Origin of the sequence: Marinobacter sp. CP1 (genome assembly GCF_001266795.1) — a bacterium.
Classification (GTDB): Bacteria; Pseudomonadota; Gammaproteobacteria; order Pseudomonadales; family Oleiphilaceae; genus Marinobacter; species Marinobacter flavimaris.
This window is the reverse complement of sequence record NZ_CP011929.1, coordinates 3,115,651-3,129,463: the sequence shown is the minus strand read 5'-3', so window position 1 is coordinate 3,129,463 and position 13,813 is coordinate 3,115,651. Positions and strand designations below refer to the sequence as shown.

13 protein-coding genes and 1 pseudogene are annotated in these 13,813 nt (G+C 59.5%); 8 read left to right on the top strand and 6 right to left on the bottom strand.

Annotation, left to right across the window (positions count from 1 at the left end):
• Positions 1-107: 107 nt before the first annotated feature.
• The 3 genes from ACP86_RS14415 to ACP86_RS14405 are packed head-to-tail and all read left to right on the top strand — an operon-like array spanning position 108 to position 3,573.
• Positions 108-1,124 (top strand): GGDEF domain-containing protein, encoded by a 1,017-nt coding sequence (locus ACP86_RS14415; RefSeq protein ID WP_053114576.1) that lies wholly within the window; start codon positions 108-110, stop codon positions 1,122-1,124.
• Complete coding sequence (locus ACP86_RS14410; RefSeq protein ID WP_053114575.1) at positions 1,121-2,119, top strand: GGDEF domain-containing protein; 999 nt, start codon at positions 1,121-1,123, stop codon at positions 2,117-2,119. The genes ACP86_RS14415 and ACP86_RS14410 overlap by 4 nt, the downstream gene beginning before the upstream one ends.
• Positions 2,116-3,573, top strand: a complete 1,458-nt coding sequence (locus tag ACP86_RS14405; protein ID WP_053114574.1) for a bifunctional DedA family/phosphatase PAP2 family protein — start codon at positions 2,116-2,118, stop codon at positions 3,571-3,573. The genes ACP86_RS14410 and ACP86_RS14405 overlap by 4 nt, the downstream gene beginning before the upstream one ends.
• On the opposite strand, the gene ACP86_RS14400 is transcribed toward ACP86_RS14405, so the two are convergent.
• The gene (locus tag ACP86_RS14400) at positions 3,570-4,148 is read right to left on the bottom strand and encodes an LON peptidase substrate-binding domain-containing protein (RefSeq protein WP_039882136.1); all 579 of its coding nucleotides are present in this window, start codon (positions 4,146-4,148) and stop codon (positions 3,570-3,572) included. The two genes, ACP86_RS14405 and ACP86_RS14400, sit on opposite strands and share 4 nt — an antisense overlap.
• 52 nt (positions 4,149-4,200) lie before the next feature.
• On the bottom strand, positions 4,201-5,457 hold the full coding sequence (locus ACP86_RS14395) for an HDOD domain-containing protein (protein ID WP_008176449.1): 1,257 nt from the start codon (positions 5,455-5,457) through the stop codon (positions 4,201-4,203).
• A 160-nt stretch (positions 5,458-5,617) separates the two neighbouring features.
• Here ACP86_RS14395 and ilvD point away from each other — a divergent pair, with 160 nt between their 5' ends.
• Positions 5,618-7,453, top strand: coding sequence for a dihydroxy-acid dehydratase (gene ilvD, locus ACP86_RS14390; RefSeq protein WP_053114573.1), 1,836 nt, complete (start codon positions 5,618-5,620; stop codon positions 7,451-7,453).
• 73 nt (positions 7,454-7,526) lie between these two features.
• Here ilvD and ACP86_RS14385 read toward each other — a convergent pair whose 3' ends face one another.
• Entirely contained in the window at positions 7,527-7,946 is a 420-nt protein-coding gene (locus ACP86_RS14385; RefSeq protein WP_008176454.1) for a peptidoglycan-binding domain-containing protein, read from the bottom strand.
• 122 nt (positions 7,947-8,068) lie between these two features.
• Positions 8,069-9,184 carry an AI-2E family transporter gene (locus ACP86_RS14380; protein ID WP_008176456.1) on the bottom strand — a complete coding sequence of 372 codons (1,116 nt, stop codon included), beginning with the start codon at positions 9,182-9,184 and terminating at the stop codon, positions 8,069-8,071.
• A gap of 127 nt (positions 9,185-9,311) precedes the next feature.
• Here ACP86_RS14380 and ACP86_RS14375 point away from each other — a divergent pair, with 127 nt between their 5' ends.
• The 3 genes from ACP86_RS14375 (at position 9,312) to ACP86_RS14365 (ending at position 11,033) form a co-directional block, all read left to right on the top strand.
• Positions 9,312-9,662 carry a hypothetical protein gene (locus tag ACP86_RS14375; RefSeq protein ID WP_008176458.1) on the top strand — a complete coding sequence of 117 codons (351 nt, stop codon included), beginning with the start codon at positions 9,312-9,314 and terminating at the stop codon, positions 9,660-9,662.
• Between the two features lie 75 nt (positions 9,663-9,737).
• Entirely contained in the window at positions 9,738-9,986 is a 249-nt protein-coding gene (locus tag ACP86_RS14370) for a hypothetical protein (protein ID WP_008176460.1), read from the top strand.
• Between the two features lie 147 nt (positions 9,987-10,133).
• Positions 10,134-11,033, top strand: a complete 900-nt coding sequence (locus tag ACP86_RS14365; RefSeq protein ID WP_008176462.1) for a haloalkane dehalogenase — start codon at positions 10,134-10,136, stop codon at positions 11,031-11,033.
• A 13-nt stretch (positions 11,034-11,046) separates the two neighbouring features.
• Here ACP86_RS14365 and ACP86_RS14360 read toward each other — a convergent pair.
• A pseudogene (locus ACP86_RS14360) lies at positions 11,047-11,572 on the bottom strand (acyl-CoA thioesterase).
• Positions 11,573-11,770: 198 nt separating this feature from the next.
• Between ACP86_RS14360 and ACP86_RS14355 the strand changes: the two are divergent.
• On the top strand, positions 11,771-13,294 hold the full coding sequence (locus ACP86_RS14355; protein WP_053114571.1) for a DEAD/DEAH box helicase: 1,524 nt from the start codon (positions 11,771-11,773) through the stop codon (positions 13,292-13,294).
• Here the strand turns inward: ACP86_RS14355 and ACP86_RS14350 are convergent.
• Positions 13,291-13,800, bottom strand: coding sequence for a dihydrofolate reductase (locus ACP86_RS14350; protein WP_053114570.1), 510 nt, complete (start codon positions 13,798-13,800; stop codon positions 13,291-13,293). The two genes, ACP86_RS14355 and ACP86_RS14350, sit on opposite strands and share 4 nt — an antisense overlap.
• Between the last annotated feature and the right edge of the window lie 13 nt (positions 13,801-13,813).

The following is a 13,813-nucleotide window of genomic DNA, read 5'->3' as shown; positions in this document are numbered from 1 at the left end:
GTACGCATCCCAAACAGATATTATACCGCTGCGATATGCCATACTCGGACCTATAAAGGTTCCCCGGGGACGGTTTTTCAAGGGAGTTCGGGAAAAGGAAGGACACCATGGCCCAGATGGCCGAAAAATTCCTGTTGAGCAAGTTGTCGCGAGCGGGCTTCGTGGCCCTGATCGCCATTGCGACCCTTTGCGCCGTGCTGGGCGAACCCATGGTTGCCGCAGCCGCGGCTGCCGCGGCAGGTGTTGTCATTGCCGGAAAGACGTTCCACCCCAACCGGGTCCACCAGCCCTGGCCGAGAATCCAGCAGGCTTTCTTTGTCGTGCTTCTGCTGATACTGCTGGCCAGTTTCTGGACCGGCCCATGGATCCTGAGCCACTGGCTTTACGCGCTGCCTTTGGTTGCTTTCGCCCTGGTTCCGCCAGCGGCCGCAGCCGTGGTAACACTGATCATCGCTGTACTGGCAATGATCGCGACACAATGGGCGGTAGGCCTTGCCGACCGCCACCAGATGATCAGCGCCTTTCTTCTTACCCTGCTGCTTTCGGCGTTGCTGGTCTTCCTGCGGGATTACAAGACCCGTCAACTCGCGCCGTTGCGCCGTACCGACGAGCTGACCCAGGCAGCCAGCCGGGAATACCTGTCTGCCGACCTGCACAAGGAAATCCAGCGCAGTGAGCGGGAGGGCACCGATATGTCGATTATCATGATCGGGCTGGACACCCATTTGAGCGATGACGAACCGGATGAGGACATCCGCTCGATTCTTCCCCGCATTGGTCGCTACCTGCATTCCCAGATCCGTGATTTCGACACCTACTACCGGGTCGCGGACCTGCAGTTTCTGGTGATCCTGCCGGGCATTTCCACCAGCGACGCGATCGCCCGCGCCGAGACGATCCGCAAGGGCCTGGCAACGCTTCTGGAATCCCACGGTATGAACCTGACCGTCAGCACCGGTATCGCCGGCCTGAATATCGGTGACGATGCCAACAGTCTGCAGCAGAGTGCCGCGAATGCCCTGCGCCGGGCCCAGCAGCAGGGAGGCAACCGAAGCCAGGCCTACAGTTCATGGTCGCAGCCGGCACAACCAAGCCAGCCTCGGGCAGAGGGGCCAGTGGCATGACAGAGACCCGACTGAGAACCTGGACACATGCCTTTGGCTACGGCATCGCCTGCCTGTTCATTTTCACCCTGGCGATGCAGAACCTCCGCTATGGTTTCTACGAACTCTTTTACCTGGCCTCAGGGATGGCTGTTCTGACCCTCGCGGGTGCCGTTTACACCATCATTTGCCGCCGGCACCAGCTGTCGGCCCCCGGGCACCTGGTCATCCTCTCCGGCCTGAACAGTGGCATGCTGGCAGCGCTACTGACCATGGATGCCCCTGGCATCAGCCACTGGGCCATGCCCCTGCTGGTGCTGAATCTGCTTATCCTGCCCCTGCGTCAGGGCGTCGGGCTATCGCTCCTGCTGCTGGTACCCATGTCGATCATCCTGTTCCTCGAAAAGGCACCGGCTGACGCCATTGCCATCACGGGGGGCCTGTTCATCCTTCTGGCGGTTGCAGCCCTGTACATCTGGCACTATGACCACATGGCCCAGTCGGCAGAGGATTTCGCCATTACCGATCCGGTGACTGGCGCCCATAATGCCCGCTTTCTGGATGAAACCCTTCAGAAAGAGATCAGCCGTGCCATCGCCACGGGGCACTGCCTGTCCGTCATCGACCTGAGCATTGATTACGCCGACGAAGTGGCCGACCTTCACGGCAGGGACCAGGTTCAGGGCCTGTTCAGGGATATGACCGAGCACCTCTTCGGCGTGATTCGAGCCGGCGATACCCTGTACACACTGAAAGACTCGGAGTTTTTCCTGATCCTGCCGTTTACTCCGGAAGAAGGCGTGCGAGTGATTGCCGAGCGGATTCGCCGCACCATTGCCGAACACCACTGGCCGGTGGTTGGCAAAGCCACAGTAAGCCTCGGCTGCACCACCCGCGGCAGTGGCGACACCCGTACCGACACACTCAGGGACCGGGCCCACCAGGCCATGGAAGAAGCTCGCAGACGCGGTACGGATTCGGTCTGGTTCAGCCCGGGAGAAACCATCGAAACATGAGCAGTGCCTGGCTGAACGATCTGTCGGCATGGCTCAGCCTGCATCCCGGCTGGCTGGCAACAGCCCTGTTTACGACTGCCTTCATCGAATCACTCGCTATAGCCGGCATTATTGTCCCGGGTGTCGCCATCCTGTTTGCCGTCGCCGTATTGGCGGGGGAGACCGGCATGCCGCTTGCGGAAGCACTGCTTTGGGCGGGCCTTGGGGCCATCGCCGGCGACACGGCAAGTTTTGGCCTGGGGCGACTGCTGCAGGGGCGCCTGACAACCGCCTGGCCACTGAGCCGCTATCCAAAAATCATCGGTACCGGGGAGCGCTTCTTCAAGCGTCACGGCGGCAAGAGTGTGATCATCGGCCGCTTCGTCGGCCCGGTCAGACCGATCATCCCGCTCGTGGCCGGGGCCCTGATGATGTCCTGGCGACGCTTTCTGGCTTTCAACATCGGCTCCGCTGTTGCCTGGGCGCCAGTCTACATCTTCCCGGGGTTTCTGGTGGGCAGTGCCCTGGCCAGTGATATCAGGCCTCCGGCGCATTTTTACGCGGTCATCGGCATCAGCCTAGCCGCCCTGACGGTGGTCTATTTCGTGCTGTTGAGGTTTCAGCTGGGGCTCGGGGAGGACAGCCGTTTCTACCGCTGGCTGAAGCAGTGGATGGCGCAGTACGAGGCTACGAACCGTTTCTGGCGCTTGTACACGAATCAACGGCCGGCCCGGGAGGGCGAATTCCCGCTGGCCTCATTCATGCTGGCGCTGGGTGCCTCCGCACTACTTCTGATCTGGGGGCAGTTGGCTACCGCCACCAGCCTCCTGGATGGGTTCGATCAGGCCACCCTTCTCTGGTTTGAGCAACTCCGGCAACCTCTGCTGGACGGTCCCTTCATTGCCATTACCCTGCTGGGTGACGCGCCGGTGTTAATGACCGCCGGAGTGCTCGCCTGCGCGGCACTGCTATTCCGGGGCTATTACGCCGCGGCCATCCATGTTCTGGCGGCTATCGCAGTGACGGTGGTTCTGGTCTGGGGCCTGAAGGCGCTGCTGGGCGTGCCCCGGCCAGATGAAGTCATGGGCCCGCCGAATTCCGGCGCTTTTCCCAGTGGTCACACGGCGGGCATCACCCTGCTGGTGACGCTGCTGGCAAGTTTCGTCGCCGGCGAAAGCAGGCATCGGAGACGTTGGCAATACTACGTGCTGCTCTCGCTGCCACTGGTGCCCGTGGCTTTGAGCCGACTCTACCTTGGGGTGCACTGGTTCACCGATGTGATTGGAGGACTGCTGCTTGCCCTGGCCGTTACCGGTGCGGTGCGGGCCAGTTACAGCCGCTATGACAAGGTTCCGTTGGCGCCGGATATCACCATCGTTGGTGCAGCGGTGGTTTGGTTAATCCTTACGGGAGCCTACATCCTGCTGTCCTGGGATCAGGCGGTTCTGAACTTCAGGCCGGTTGCTGGCACCTAGCCTTCTTCCAGCGCCTCCAGAAGCCCCTGTAGCCGGGTGAGCCGCTCCAGAGGGTCCTGCAATTCCACCAGCTTCTGCTTCTCCTGTTTGTCCAGGGGCAGAAGTTCCGTGAGCCGCCAGCCAACATCCCGGGCATCACCATAGTCAATGTCCATGTTCAGGTCCCGGATGACCGGATGACGAAACAACGCCTTCAGAACCGAGGGCAACTCGCTGAAACGCTCCGGCACCTCACTCTCTGCCTCTTCAATCAGGCACTCGACGTCCCCCACATTCAGGCCGTCTTCCTGCTGCCAGCTGCGGACCACGGAGACCTTGGATTCGCCCTCAACGGTAATCCCCAGAAGGCCGTTTTCCAGCTGCTGGAAATCAATAATACGTACATAGGTGCCGATATCGTAGAAGGCGGCGGTGCGCCCGGCCTCTCCGCCTTCCTGCAACAGCACCACAACGAACCCACGATCCTCCTTGAGACAACGGGTCAGCATGTCGATGTAGCGCGGCTCGAACAGCTGCAAGGGAATCCTCCCCCTGGGCAGGACGATGGAATTCAGGGGGAACAAAGGTACATTCATAAGTGCAACAGTCACCGGAAAGCAGACTCCACAGTTTACACAGCCCGGACAATCACCGGATGGACAGCAATTGCTGAACTTCGTCGACCCGGGCCCTGGCCTCCGTCAGAAGCTGCAAACTGCGAGAAGCATTGAGTTCAAGCTCGCCCAGACGCCGATACGCCGGCACCTGGTCGAACGGGGGAAGCTCGGCATTCTGGCTGGAACCGATCATCGAATGCAATTGCGCCACGATAACCACATCCACCAATTGGGGGGATGTCTCTCGGCATTCATAGCCCCAGTCCTCGGCATGACGGACTGCCTCAACGAACGCCGGCGGGAACGACCAGTTCTCCAGAACCGCCGTACCCACATCCGCCCTGAGTTCGCGGATTGCATGGCTGAGGTTGGCCTCATCGGCAAAGAGATTCACATGATGTTCCGCCTGGACCAGGATCGGTACCACGCCGATATCATGGAGCAGACCCGCCAGCAACGCCTCCTCCGGATTCAATTTGGTGGCGTGATCCGCCAGGACCCAGCAAAGGGCAGCCACTTCACGAGAGTGACGCCAAAGCTTTTCCATCTCTTTCTGAAGCGACGCCTGACGAGTCTTGAACACCTCACGCATGGAAAACACCGTCACCAGCTGGCGGGTGGTGCGCATGCCCAAACGGACCACTGCTTCCCGGACATTCCGGACATCACTGAATCCGCGATATAGCGGGCTGTTACAGGCGCGAACGAGCTTGGCCGCCATCGCCGGGTCGGCCGATACGGCAAGGGCCACCTGATCCGCCGTCGACTCCTCGCGATCTACCGCCCGCCGGACCTTCCAGGCCACATCCGGCACACTGGGAAGCTTCACCTGGTTCGATCTCAGCTCCGACAGGAATTCCATCAGCAGGTGATGTTCCTCGCTCTCGAGCCCTCCATTGCCTTCACCTGAATCCATCTCAACCTGTTCGACAGGCGCCGATCGCAGCAACTGGTTAAGGATGTCCTGCTCGACGACCAGGAATTCCGAGGGTTTGACGGCTGTAACGTCGTACATCCGTGGCTGGAGTCTGGCAATCGGGTTCTGGGCTTTCTCTGTTTCGGCTTCGATGATCGTTTTTCGGCCATCCACGGACTCAAGCTCAATCTTTCCTGCCACCAGGAAAAAATCGAGACCGTCACGGACACCACGTTCCAGAACCCTCTGCCCGGGCCCATGGGTACGACGCTCGGCCCGGCTGGCAAGCAAAACCAACTGGTCATCGGTCAGCCGGTTCAAAGGCTGGAACTCTTTAAGGCGACGAAGCGGCAGGCTTTCCTGGCCGGCCATAGGCATACTCCTTGTCGGATCAAACCGGAAAATAAGTTGGCAACTGTGTTAACTATTGTAAACAGAGGCTCTGAAAACAACCATGCGCCCGGAGTCTAATCTGGTATCCTCTGTTTTTTTGATCAACGTCATCAGGTAACAACAGAGAGAAAAGAACCCCATGCCTCAGTATCGTTCGCGGACCTCCACCGCAGGCCGCAACATGGCCGGCGCCCGTGCCCTCTGGCGCGCCACCGGCATGAAAGACGGCGACTTCGGCAAACCGATCATCGCGGTTGCCAACTCTTTCACCCAGTTCGTGCCCGGCCACGTGCACCTTAAGGACCTCGGGCAACTGGTGTGCCGCGAAATCGAGTCCGCCGGGGGTGTTGCAAAGGAATTCAACACCATCGCGGTCGACGACGGCATCGCCATGGGCCATGACGGCATGCTGTACTCCCTGCCATCCCGGGAAATCATCGCCGACTCCGTAGAGTACATGGTCAATGCCCACTGTGCCGATGCGCTTGTGTGTATTTCCAACTGCGACAAGATCACCCCGGGCATGCTGATGGCTGCCATGCGCCTCAACATCCCCACGATTTTCGTCTCCGGCGGCCCCATGGAAGCAGGCAAGACCAAACTGTCGGAGCACAAGCTCGACCTGGTGGACGCCATGGTCATTGCTGCAGATCCCAATGCCTCCGACGAACAGGTGGAAGAGTATGAGCGCAGCGCCTGTCCGACCTGTGGCTCCTGTTCCGGCATGTTCACCGCCAACTCCATGAACTGCCTCACCGAAGCCATCGGTCTGGCGCTGCCGGGCAACGGTTCACTCCTGGCAACGCACGCCGATCGGGAGCAGCTGTTCCTCAAAGCCGGTCGACAGATTGTGGAGAATGCGCGGCGCTATTACGAGGAGGATGACGCCAGCGTACTGCCGTTGAGCATTGCTTCAATGGCGGCTTTTGAAAACGCCATGGTCATGGACATCGCCATGGGCGGCTCAACGAACACCATCCTTCACTTGCTGGCGGCTGCCCAGGAAGGCGGTGTTCCGTTCACCCTGAACGAGATCGACCAGCTGTCACGTCGTGTTCCGCAACTCTGCAAAGTGGCTCCGAACTCACCCAAATATCACATGGAAGATGTGCACCGGGCCGGCGGTATCATGGGCATTCTCGGCGAGCTGGAACGGGGCGGTCTGATCAATACCGACCTTCCCACCGTGCACAGCAAGACCATGCGAGAAGCGCTCGAGACCTGGGATATCATGAGGTCGCCGCCCACCGAAGTGGTCGAGTTCTACAAGGCCGGTCCCGCCGGCATTCCCACGCAGACCGCCTTCTCCCAGAGCACCCGCTGGCCAACCCTGGACGGTGACCGGGAAACCGGCTGCATCCGTTCGGTTGAGAATGCCTATAGTTCCGAAGGCGGCCTGGCCGTACTCTATGGCAATATTGCCCTGGACGGCTGCGTGGTCAAGACTGCGGGCGTAGACGAGAGCATCTTCGTGTTCGAAGGCAAGGCAAGGGTATTCGAGAGTCAGGATTCCGCCGTTGCCGGAATTCTCTCTGACGAGGTCAAGCCGGGCGAGGTTGTCATCATCCGTTACGAAGGGCCCCGTGGCGGACCGGGCATGCAGGAAATGCTGTATCCGACCAGCTACCTGAAATCCAAGGGACTCGGCAAAGACTGCGCGCTACTGACGGACGGACGTTTCTCTGGCGGCACGTCGGGCCTGTCCATCGGCCACGCGTCGCCGGAAGCGGCCGCCGGCGGAGCCATTGGCCTGATCGAAAATGGCGACACAATCCGCATCGACATTCCGAACCGGAGCATCAACGTGGAGCTGGATCAGCCCGAACTGGATCGTCGCCGGAAAGCCAGGGACGCCAAGGGCTGGAAACCGGAACTGCCACGGGACCGCAAGGTGTCTGCAGCCCTGAAAGCCTATGCGCTACTGGCCACGAGCGCCGATAAGGGCGCCGTTAGGGATCTCGAAAAGCTCGACTGAGCACTGAGATCCTGAACCAACAAAAAAGCCCGGCGGGACATCTCGCCGGGCTTTTTTGTTCAGGAAACTCCGATTACCAGAGCGACCAGCCGCCATCTTCCTCTTCTTCAATGGCGTCATCCTGCTCAGGCTCCGGGGCCGAGGTTTCTGCCGCGGAAGAAGCCGACTCCTGAGCCGGCGCGCTGCTGGCTGCGGCGGACTGTGACGGTGCCGAAGCGGCAACCTGAACCGATATCATACCCAAGGCTTCCTTGGTCGGATCGTCCAGATTTCCCGTGGCCTGAAGACCATTATCCTGCTGGAACCGGGTTAGCGCGGACCGGGTTGAGTCATCCATCTGCGGGCTGACATTGGTAATGTCGTATCCTGCTCCGTAGAGCGCGTTCTTGAGTGCAACGATCTCATCCGCGAAGGCTGCAGGGGCAAAGCCCAGTGTGACCGCCAATCCGGCCGCTGCGGCCAGGCGTCCCAATCGGGTTGTTGCGTTTCTCATGGTACTCACCTGCTAACTCCTGATATCTCATCGATATCCGTTTCTTTCTTGTTGTGTGGTGCCTATCTCCACAGGCTGGGGCAAACGGTTAAAAGACTACCATACTTTTGTCGCATGTCGCCTTACGGGACATCATGTCCCGTTTTCTTGCTTTGCGCAGGGGTCTCTTCGTCCGCAGAAGCGGCTGGGCGGTGGGCTTCTTCGCTGAATTCGCGGATGAAAATGCCCCAGAACGCCATAAACAGTGCAGCTACCAGCGGTCCCATTACGAATCCGTTGATGCCGAACATGACAATGCCCCCAAGGGTCGACAACAGAACAATGTAGTCCGGCAGTTTGGTATCACGACCAACCAGTACCGGGCGCAGCAGGTTGTCTGCCAACCCGATGACCACCACGCCAAAGGCTGTCAGCACCACCGCTTCGACAACATCGCCCACGGCCGCCAGGTAGATGGCTGCCGGCACCCAGACCAACGCCGCACCCACAGCCGGCAACAGCGATACGATCGCCATAACCACACCCCAGAGCAACGCACCGCTGATGCCCAGGATCCAGAAAATCAGCCCGCCCAGAGCCCCCTGGATGATGGCAATCAGCAGGTTGCCCTTGACGGTCGCGCGGGTCACCTCCGCAAACTTGGCAAACAGCAACCGCTCCCGCTCATCGCCCAGCGGCAGAGCCCGAATCATCAGCTCGACCAGCGCACGGCCATCCCGAAGCAGAAAGAACGCCAGATACACCATCAAGGCCAGGCCCAGGAAAAACTGGAAGGTATTCTGGCCCACGCCCAGCGCCTGCCTGCCCAGGAACTGGCTTCCTCCGACAAAGATACTCACGGCTCGGTCCCTCAGCTCGGCAAAGCTGATATCAAACTGTGCCAGGAAGGCCTGGATGGCGGGGAACGACTGGTTGACCCGATCTATGTATTCCCCGGGGCGTATTTCACCACTCTGGATCTGCTGATAAAGCGCGACGCCCTCGGCAACCAATGAGGTCACCAGTACCAGAACCGGGATAACCACGATGAACATGCAGATACACAGGGTAATCAGTGCATTTACATTGGGCCTGTCCCCGAGTTTCCGCTCCAGCAGTTGCTGCACCGGGTGGAAAATCAGGGCGATGGCGACCGCCCAGAATATGGGCCCGAAAAAGGGCTTCATAAGAAAAACAAAGGCAAGGGAAACGCCGACCAGCAACGCCAGAAAAGTCCGTGTTTCAAGTTTTGCGTACATAGATTATGCGGTTCCCTGATGTTGGTTCTGCGATATAACGAGTCATTCTACCCTACCACGCTGGCGTGGCCACTGTAGCTGTCTTCGGGTTATAGTGGACGGTTGTTGATCAACTAATAGACAGGTCATGTTGTTGGAACTGGAAACCTTCACCATCGAAACAGCCCTGGATGCGGCCACCGAGTTGCGCAAGGTTCTGGCCGCCCGAACGCACCGGCGCAAAGTGATGGGTCAGGAAGTCATGGTGCCGGGTCAGCTAGGCGAGGCCCTGCAGCTACCACGCATTATCAACCGGCTCCAGAGCAAGCAGATGAAGCAGAGGGAGCTCGGCCTCGAGGACTTCCAGGAGCTGTGGCCTACCCTGTCGCCACAGACTCGGGAGAGAGTGCTGGGGGCAATCGGCTGGTATGACCCCAAGGAGCTTGACTGGGATGACAAGCGCTCCAACCGTCGGCCACTGGTCGATCCTGACAGTTAAGCCGTATAACACCGGCATCCCGACTTTGAAATGTCATACTTGGCCCATATGTTGGGCAGTATCAGGAGGATATTTATGACTGAACAACATCAATACACAGCACTTCTTGCTGAAGGCAGCGCGGTTCCCACACTCCTTTGTGGCCACTGCCACTCGATTCTCTCCAGGGCCCGGATTTTCCGGAATGAGGGCGACCAGCACCAGAACATGGAGTGCCAGACCATTGGCCTTTGCTCAGCCGACGATTGCGGCGCCGTCAATTGTTGCGATGACGCTCTGGCCCGCGTTGACAACCCCGAACGCCTGTTTGGCATTGCGTCCTGATTCAAAGCCACAACGCTCTGTTACGCAACTCAAACACACAAAATTTCCATCTGCTTTATCCTGATCTTCGACGATTGTAGTAGGGCACTATGAGCACCGGATGCCGCCCGGCAATCACGCAACCAATCAGTCAGGACAGTCGATGGCATGCGTATTCTGAGAACCGATGAAGCCCGCTTCGCAGGTCTTCCGGATTACCCCTTTGCTCCAAACCATCTTGACGTAGAACCGGGTCTCCGGATGCACTACGTTGACGAAGGCCCTAGAAACGCCTCGCCGGTTCTCATGCTCCACGGCGAACCATCCTGGTCCTACCTGTACCGGCACATGATCCCTCTGGTGGCCGAGGCCGGTCACCGGGTGTTGGCCCCGGATCTGATCGGCTTCGGCAAATCCGACAAGCCGGCGTCGGTTACAGACTACAGTTACGGCCGCCATCTCACGTGGCTGGCCAGTTGGCTTGAACAGCTCAACCTGACCAATATCACCCTTGTGTGCCAGAACTGGGGATCGTTGCTGGGCCTGCGACTGGCCGCGGAACACCGTCAGCGATTCAGCCGAATCATCGTCGGAAACGGCATGCTGCCGACCGGCGAAACGCCTGTTCCAGCGGTATTTTCCATGTGGAAGGCATTTGCCACCCACAGCCCCTGGTTCCCGGTCGGTCGTATCGTGCAACTGGGCACCGATCGCACCCTGAGCAAAGCTGAAATTGCCGCTTACGAAGCCCCATTCCCGTCAGCAGAGTTCAAGGCCGGAGCCAGGGCGTTTCCAAAACTGGTTCCGACGGAACCGGATACACCGGACAGCGACGCCAACAAGGCGGCCTGGCAGGTCCTGGAGAAGTGGAAGAAGCCCTTCATCACCTGCTTCAGCAGTGGCGACCCGATTACCCGGGGCGGCGACAGGCACATGCAGCGCCGGATTCCCGGTGCCCACGGACAACCTCATATCACACTCAGAGGCGGGCACTTTCTCCAGGAAGATTCACCGGAAGATTTCGCCCGTATCATCATCGATGCTCTGAAATCGGAAATGGCGGCCTGAGCCGCCATTTCCGTCAACCGAAGACCGTTACCGTCTGGCGACTCAGCGCCACGAGCTCGCCTCTGGCGGTCCAGATTCCGGCCTGGGTGTGACCATAACCGGCACCCGCCTGATCAATGGAAACCTTGTACAGGAGCCAGTCACCCGGCTCCATAACCGGCCTCGGATGTACAATATCCAGCGCCCAGCTCAGGGAACTGGTCCTCACCCGCTGTTTTACATAGGGCAGAACCGCCGGTGGCCAGGCAGACCAGCCGGGGTTCACCCTTCTGGACAATGCGGCCCTGTACCTGACTGACCGCTTTTCCCTCACGCAGAATCTCGGCCTCGAAACTGGCGGGGACTTCCGGCTCCACCGGCCCCACGAATGATACTTGCAATGACCTCATCGCACGGCCCTCGGCGACAAGTTTTTCCATGCGCTCAAACATCAACGCTGCCGTGAGACCGCCAAAGGTGGCTCTGCCCTGGGACCAGCTCTCGGGCATGGTCAGCTCCTCACTGCCACGAGCCGCCCGCAATAATTCGTCAAAGGTCATTTCGAGTTCCTGTTAGCAACCTATCGGGATAGCTACGAAGAGTGCCCAAGATCGGATGGCAACGCAATGGCCTGTCCCCGGCAACTACCTATAGCCTCGCCGGGGTTTTGCGTATTAAAGCAGCAACAAAGCCGCTATAATGTCGGCACAACATGCATTGCCCGGCAATGCTCTACCTCCCGAATTCCGAGTGAATCAATGTCTGAATTGTCCTTTGCCGAACTGGGGCTGGATCCAGCCGTACTTGAAGCTGTGTCCGCCGTTGGCTACGAAACCCCGTCACCCATCCAGGCCCAGGCGATCCCCGCGCTGCTGGCCGGTAACCATCTGCTGGGCGTTGCCCAGACCGGAACCGGCAAGACCGCGGCATTTGCATTGCCCCTCCTGAGCCGGATTGACGCCTCTGTTACCGATCCCCAGATTCTGGTTCTGGCCCCAACACGGGAACTTGCCATCCAGGTGGCGGAAGCGTTTACCACCTACGCCAGCAAGTTCCGGAATTTCCACGTTCTGCCCATTTACGGTGGCCAGGACTTTTATCCCCAGATCAAGGGCCTGCGTCGCGGTGCCCAGGTGATCGTGGGCACGCCGGGCCGGATGCTCGACCACCTGCGCAAAGGCACCCTGAAGCTGGACAGCCTGAAAGCGCTGGTTCTTGATGAAGCCGACGAAATGCTGCGCATGGGCTTTATCGACGACGTGGAAGCGATCCTGGCGAAGACGCCGGAGAACTGCCAACGGGCATTGTTCTCCGCCACCATGCCGCCGCAGATCAAGAAAGTGGCCCAGACCTACCTGCGCAACGCCACAGAAGTTCGCATTGAAAGCGAAACCCGCACTGTCGAGCGTATCTCCCAGTTCGTTCTGCCGGTCTATGCTGAGCGCAAGCTGGATGCCCTGACCCGCATTCTGGAAGTTGAGCCGATTGATGCCGCCATTATTTTTGTGCGCACCAAAGCGGAAACCACCATGCTGGCCGAAAAGCTTTCTGCCCGGGGCCATGCGGTCGCGCCCCTGAGCGGTGACCTGAACCAACGCCAGCGTGAACAAACGGTTGAAGACCTGAAGCGCGGAAAGAAAGACATTATCATTGCCACAGACGTGGCAGCACGCGGTCTGGACGTGTCCCGTATCACGCACGTCATCAACTACGACGTTCCCTACGACACTGAAGCGTACATCCATCGGGTTGGTCGTACTGGTCGTGCCGGTCGCGAAGGCAAGGCGATCCTGCTGGTAACACCGCGCGAGCGCAGTTGGCTGCGAACGCTTGAACGCGCAACGAACTCGCCGATGGAAGCTTACGAGTTGCCGTCTCCCGTCGAGCTCAAGAAAATGAGGGAGCAGCAGTTCGAGTCCCAACTTCTGGGCTTTGCGGAAGACAAGAAGTTGGCAAAGGCGATGTCGCTGCTGGACGAAATCGCCGAGCGCAATGACATGGACATGGCCATGGTAGCCGGCGCCCTCGCCTGCTGGATGGAAGCAGCTCAGCCAGGCTCCCTGCCCCTCGAGCAACCAGAGGCCTTGCCAACCGTGTCGGCAACACCTCCCCGCCGTGATCGTAAAGGTGGCGGCGGTCGTCCGAGCGAGAATCGCAAGGGCCCGAAAGGCGGTTTCAAGAAAGGTGGCCCGAAGGGTCGTGGCGGCCCCGGTGGTCGAGGCAAACCGCCCGGCAAGGGCGGCGGCAAGCCCGCAGGCAAGCGTCCGCCTCGTCAGGCTTAAGCCTGACGCTGATAGACCACGAAACTGTAGTCGTAAGGGTTGTTATCGGACGCGGAGAAATCCTCCCGTCCGATTTCTTCCCACTCATCCCAGTTTACTTCCGGAAAAAACGTATCGCCGTCCACCTCAGCGTGCACCTGGGTGATGTACATCCGATCAACCATCGGCAATGCCTCGGCGTAGATCTGCCCGCCACCGATAATCATCACTTCGTCACCACCTTCCAGCTCCGCCTGCGCCTCGGCCTTCACCAGCGCTTCGGGCAAAGACTTCGCAGCCACTGTTCCGGTTGGTGCTTCCCAGGCTTCGTTGCGCGAGATCACCACGTTCATCCGCCCCGGCAGCGGCCGACCGATGGAATCCCAGGTCTTCCGACCCATGATGATGGGCTTGCCCATGGTGGCCTGCTTGAAATAACGAAGGTCACCCGGCAGATACCAGGGCAGATTGTTATTGCGGCCGATGACCCGGTTACGGGACATGGCAACGATCAGGGCTTTTCTCATGTACTGGCCTCTT